General features: G+C 45.4%; 6 protein-coding genes. 5 read left to right on the plus strand and 1 reads right to left on the minus strand.

Translation table 11 applies throughout. The features are described from left to right. On the plus strand, positions 1 to 307 hold a 307-nt coding region (locus tag KIH43_RS01720), incomplete at its 5' end, for a hypothetical protein (RefSeq protein WP_297717062.1). 2 nt (positions 308 to 309) lie between these two features. Here KIH43_RS01720 and KIH43_RS01725 read toward each other — a convergent pair. Beyond that, on the minus strand, positions 310 to 1,281 hold the full coding sequence (locus KIH43_RS01725; protein ID WP_296968756.1) for a tripartite tricarboxylate transporter substrate binding protein: 972 nt from the start codon (positions 1,279 to 1,281) through the stop codon (positions 310 to 312). Positions 1,282 to 1,387: 106 nt separating this feature from the next. On the opposite strand from KIH43_RS01725, the gene KIH43_RS01730 reads away from it, so the two are divergent. The 4 genes from KIH43_RS01730 to KIH43_RS01745 all read left to right on the plus strand — a co-directional run. Next, positions 1,388 to 2,623, plus strand: coding sequence for an MFS transporter (locus KIH43_RS01730; protein WP_296968758.1), 1,236 nt, complete (start codon positions 1,388 to 1,390; stop codon positions 2,621 to 2,623). Positions 2,624 to 2,626: 3 nt separating this feature from the next. After that, on the plus strand, positions 2,627 to 5,068 hold the full coding sequence (locus KIH43_RS01735; RefSeq protein WP_297717066.1) for a heavy metal translocating P-type ATPase: 2,442 nt from the start codon (positions 2,627 to 2,629) through the stop codon (positions 5,066 to 5,068). Between the two features lie 9 nt (positions 5,069 to 5,077). Continuing rightward, positions 5,078 to 5,257 carry a cbb3-type cytochrome oxidase assembly protein CcoS gene (gene ccoS, locus KIH43_RS01740; protein WP_296968761.1) on the plus strand — a complete coding sequence of 60 codons (180 nt, stop codon included), beginning with the start codon at positions 5,078 to 5,080 and terminating at the stop codon, positions 5,255 to 5,257. A 166-nt stretch (positions 5,258 to 5,423) separates the two neighbouring features. Then, positions 5,424 to 5,851, plus strand: a 428-nt coding sequence (locus KIH43_RS01745) for a cbb3-type cytochrome c oxidase subunit I (protein WP_297717069.1), incomplete at its 3' end; no start/stop codon positions are given.

The raw sequence follows: 5,851 nt of genomic DNA on the forward strand, positions 1-5,851 counted from the left end.
AGACAGATATAAGCTAGCCCATGCTCGTACAGGCGATAAAGGTTCGCGCTCCAACATCAGTGTGATTGCGTATCAGCAAAAAGATTTTGAGATCTTGCAAAAAGTGTTGACTGCCCAGAAGGTCAAAGACCACTTTGGGTTTCGTAATCCAAGTTCAGTGATTCGCTATGAGTTGCCAAAGCTCATGGCCTTTAATTTTGTTATTGATGATCTTTTGGATGGAGGGGTCAACCTCTCATTAAATCTCGACTCGCATGGCAAAAGCCTTTCTTATTGGCTTTTATCCATGGAGGTCGAGATGGAGTAGCTTTACTCTGGCTCCATGCCTGCAGCTTTAATGGCTTGAGCCCATTTAGCAGTTTCTAGTTTTATTTTTTGAGCAAGCGCCTCAGGTGTTCCAGGCTGGGTTTCAAAACCCATAGAAGCAAAACGCTCTGTTAAGTCTTTTGATTTAGCAGCCTCGTTAATCGCTTTATTGAGTTTCATGACTGCATCTTTAGGCATTCCTGCAGGACCAAAAACAGCAAAGAAGGCAATCAACTCATAATTCTTAATACCTAGCGCCTCATTAACAGTAGGTAGTTCTGGAATGGCTGGTGACCGTTTGAGTGAAGTCACTGCCAGACCACGAATTTTGCCAGCCTGAACTTGTGGCAAAGTTACCGCAAAGTCTGCTGTGAACATATTCACTTGGCCACCAATCAAGTCAGTCATTGCGTTCGGTCCGCTCTTATAAGATACGCCAGTCATTTTGATGTCTGCAACGCTGGCGAGCATCTCAGAGGAAACGCGTTGTGATGTGCTTGCGTAAGCGAAGGTGATTTTTCCTGGATCAGCTTTAGCGAGAGAAACAAGTCCATTGAGTGATTTCACAGGAAGATCGTTGTTCACAGTCACAATGAGTGGAACTGAACCAAAATAACCGATGGGTGTAAATGCGGTGTCTTGGTTGTAGGGCAAATTTTTGACAAGACTCTTGAGGGCCGCATTGGTGCTATTTGTGCCAAATAGTAATGTGTAACCATCGGCAGGGGCTTTAGCAACAACATCCGCTCCAATCATGCCATTTGCCCCAGGGCGATTCTCAATCACTACTGGTTGTCCAAGTGATTCAGCCATTTTGGCTGCAAATGCTCTGCCAATTTGATCGGTGGCACTGCCAGCTGCAAAAGGAACGATCGCTTTGATGGGTTTGGAAGGGTAGTTATCTGCCAGAGATGTTGCGCTGGCGATACTTAGGAACAGTGCAACACCATAACTCAAAATGCTGATTTTCTTCATAATGTCTCCTTGATGTTTTTTCTTAGTGTAGCGTTTATTTCCATGGTTGGGTGAAGTGCAAATGGGCTTGGGCGAGTAGAATAGACCCAGATTTGCTCAAATCCTTATGCGCTTTCAATCTACCGGCTATACCCCTCTAATGCTACTGGCGCAGACCTGCGCCTTATTAGGTTTTGCCTGTTATGCAGTGGTCCTGACATCATTGCAAGAGGAGTGGCATTTAAGCAATCTTGAATCGGGTCTGATTGCAAGCGCATTTTTTATGGGATACATGTTGGCAGTGCCTCTAGCTACTGCATTGACTGATCGTATTGATGCGCGAAAAGTATATCTAGTCGGCGGCCTAGCTGCTACTTTTGGATTATTGGGAATGTCTTTCTTGGCCCATAATTTTTGGACCGCATTATTTTTTATGGCGATGAATGGTGCCGGTCTTGCTGGTACTTATATGCCAGGATTAAAAATCTTATCTGATCGCATAAAGTCAGGAGAGCTGACGCGCCACATTGCTTTTTACACAGCCTTTTTTGGTATTGGTACCGGATTTTCTTATTTGTGTTCAGGTTGGATATTAAGCGCCTTAGGGTGGCATTATGTTTTTGGCATTATTGCCTTAGGTCCATTTACTGCATTTTTAATTGTGTGGATATTGATTCCGCCGCTAGCGCACGAGAAATGGAAAGGACCTATTGCTATTCGTTTGCATGATGTATTTCCCATTAATAAATGGAAATTAGTGCTGCAAAATAAAAAAGCCTCAGGCTTTATTTTGGGCTATACCGCACATTCCCTTGAGTTGTTCGCATCAAGAAGTTGGCTAGTAGCCTTCTTTACTTTTTGTGTTGCCGCTACGGGCGAACATTTTTTTCTTGCTGCAACCACTTTAGCGGGGGTAATTAATTTCTTTGGTGTGCCATCATCGATTTTGGGAAACGAGATTGCTTTAAAGTTGGGGCGCCAAAAATGGGTATTCATAGTGATGCTGACAAGTGCTGTCATGGGAATCTCATTAGCACTCTCGACGGGGCATTCTTGGTGGCTCATCGTTACCCTAGCAATAGGGCATGCGGTTTTTATCATGGCTGATTCCGCTACATTGACTGCGGGACTTGTGATGAGTGCCCAGGAAAATATTAAAGGCGCTGCGATGGGCTTGCATTCTTTAATGGGATTTGGCGGCGGTTTGATGGGCCCTGCCATTTTTGGATTTGTATTAGATATTGCTGGCTCAAGATCCTCCCAAACTGCCTGGGTATGGGCATATGTAGCAGTGGTGATGTGGGGCGTATTTTTTGTTTTATATGAACGCTTCAATGGCTGGGCAGATGAAAAACATTCATAGTCAATGACACAAGGTAATCACCCGACTTGCTATCACTGCTCAAGCAGTATTCTGCCTAATGAATTGATTGAGGCTGAGCTTGGAGGAGTGCGACGTCAATTTTGTTGCCCTGGATGTATGGCGATTGCACAAACCATTCATGGAGAAGGTTTGGAAGTTTTTTATGCAAGGCGTTCTCAGGCTGGTGAGAAGCCGGCAGCCTACCTAGCTACAGATGCTATCCCTGAAAAACTCAAGCCTTACGATGACCCCTCTTTACGAGGGCGATTTACAAGGCCTTATGGAGATGGTAGAGATCTAGAGGCTACTTTACGTCTTGAGAAAATTCGATGCGCTGCTTGTGTATGGTTATCTGAGCAACATTTACGACGTATACCCGGTGTTAAAGATGTACAAATTAATTATGTGACACAAAAAGCAATCGTTCGTTTTGACCCAGAAAAGGCGAGCTTAGCAAGGCTATTATTTGAGATTGAGCGAATTGGCTATGAAGCATGGCCATTTGAGCCATCGCTTTCGGTGGAGCGCGCCAAAAAAGAAAAACGTCAATTACTGACCCGATTGGGAGTGGCCCTGTTGGGCATGATGCAAGTAATGATGTATGCCTGGCCTACTTATGTGAATGCTGACATCACACCTGAGTTTGAAATTTTGTTGGGCTGGACTAGTTGGGCGCTAACCGTTCCCGTGATGGTTTACTCTGCTGGACCAATATTTCAGGCGGCATGGCGCAGTATTCAAACCTTCAGGCAAACGCATCTGCTTGGGATGGATGTGCCGATTGCTCTGGCGCTGGCCTTAGCATTTACTGCGGGCACAATTAATCTCATTAAGGGATCAGGACAAAGTTATTTTGATTCCATCACGATGTTCGTGGCATTTATTCTCGCTGCGCGTTACGTAGAATTGTTGGCAAGGCAAGATGCGCAAGGTGGTGCAGAAGCTTTAGCAAAACAATTGCCAGCGACATGTGAGCGCCTAGTAAATTATCCCGATCCGCAAAATGTGGAGGTAGTGCCAGTCGTCAACTGCAATCCAGGTGACGTGTTACGCGTACCACCAGGTGAAGTAGTGCCTGCAGATGGGACTCTTATAGAAAATATTAGCGCGCTTGATGAATCTTTGCTCACTGGAGAATCTAAGCCCGTTGAGAAAAAAATTGGTGATCGCGTTTATGCAGGCACGCACAATATTTTGAATCCTCTCATCATGAGAATTGATGCAGTGGGTCAATCCACCAGAATTGCTGGCATTGCTTCATTGCTTGATCAAGCGTTGTTAGCGAAGCCCGTCATGGTGAGTCTTGCTGAAAAGTGGGCAGCCTATTTTGTTGCGTTCTTACTTGTGAGTGCGTTTGTATCATCCGCGGTATGGCTGTATTTCGATCCTAGTCAAGCGTGGACTGTGCTTGTCTCTGTATTGGTTGCAAGTTGTCCTTGTGCCTTATCGCTAGCCGTTCCTACAGCAATGGCTGCTGCGCAGGGCGCCGTCACCAAATTGGGTTTGCTAATTGTTAGAGGGCATGTATTAGAGGGCCTGGTTCAAGCTACCGATCTAGTTTTGGATAAAACCGGTACGTTAACAATGGGTCAGCCAGAACTGCAAGAGATCATTCATCTGCGTCCTGGTTTTCGTCGCGAAGATGCGTTAGCGCTGGCCATTGCATTAGAGGCAGGTCAAAGACATCCTTTAGCGCTTTCACTCTTACGCGCTGCAGAGCTTGAGAATCTCTCTCCAGCGGTGTTGTCTGCGCCAGTGATCAACCAACTTGGCAAAGGATTAAGTTCTGGCGCTTATCGCCTAGGAAGTGCAGTGTGGATCGGTTTGCCACAAGATCTTTCATCTAAAGAGGCAGGTCAATATGGGCAAGTTCATTTAGCAGATGATGTTGGATTAATAGCGACTTTTGTTTTCTTAGATAGCCCAAGGGCAGGGCTCAAGCGATTATTGCAAGCTGCGCATTCTAAAAATATTACTGTGCATTTGATATCTGGTGATGATCCTGCCACTGTGAAGTGGTGGGCGAATCATGTTGGCATTAAAAATTATCAAGGTGCATGTACCCCAGAAGAAAAGTATGAGTACATCGAGCGTTTACAAAATGAGAAGCGCTTTGTATGGGCAATTGGAGATGGAGTGAATGACGCTCCTTTATTAGCTCGTGCAGATATTTCAATTGCGGTGGGTGCTGGTGCGCCCTTGGCTGCAGCGGGTGCAGACGCAATTTTGACGGCCAGCTCTCTAGAGCCATTAGCTAAATCATTGGCTTTAGCTGAAAAGACAAAAAGAATTATTAAAGAAAATTTATTGTGGGCCTTGATATACAACGTACTTGCAATCCCGGCTGCTATGTTGGGATTGGTTAATCCTTGGGTTGCTGGGATTGGCATGTCTCTCTCTTCACTTGCAGTCACTCTTAATGCCTGGCGCCTGAGAAAGGCTTAGACTAGAGGGATGGAAAGCCTCTTTATTTTGATTCCGTTGTCACTGCTTTTGGTGGGACTATTGGCGTGGATTTTGCGCTGGTCCGTCAAAAGTGGGCAGTTTGACGATCTCAGTGGTCCAGGTGAGTCCATCTTGATGGATGATGATGCACCGGCACCAAAAAAAGTTAGCGAATACTCTCAAAAATAGCCATTAAAAACAATGACTTATATTGTCATAGGGGATTTCTTACTGGCAACGACGATTTTGCCCCTCCCTTTTTGATATAGATCAAACCCGCTTTGGGGCCTCAATTCGATAATTCATCCAGTCTATTTGGATTATGTCGCTGTTTGGTCACAAAAAAGGAGAAACCATGGGACTTACCGTGGGGGGTAATCAAGATACCTTCAATTACAAGGTTATCAGCCAATTTGCCATCGTTACCGTGCTTTGGGGCATCGTTGGTATGCTCGTGGGGGTTATCCTCGCGGCGCAGTTAATTTGGCCTGAAATCACTTTCAACATTCCTTGGCTTAGCTATGGTCGTTTGCGTCCTCTGCATACCAATGCAGTGATTTTTGCATTCGGCGGTTCCGCTTTGTTTGCAACGTCGTATTACATCGTGCAAAGAACCTGTCAGGTACGACTTTTCAGCGACAAGTTGGCGGCATTCACATTCTGGGGTTGGCAAGCAGTCATCGTATCTGCAGCAATCACTTTGCCACTAGGCATCACTACCTCTAAAGAGTACGCAGAGCTCGAGTGGCCAATCGACCTATTAATTACTGTTGTATGGGTTGC

This window comes from Polynucleobacter sp. (genome assembly GCF_018500155.2).
Lineage (GTDB): Bacteria > Pseudomonadota > Gammaproteobacteria > Burkholderiales > Burkholderiaceae > Polynucleobacter.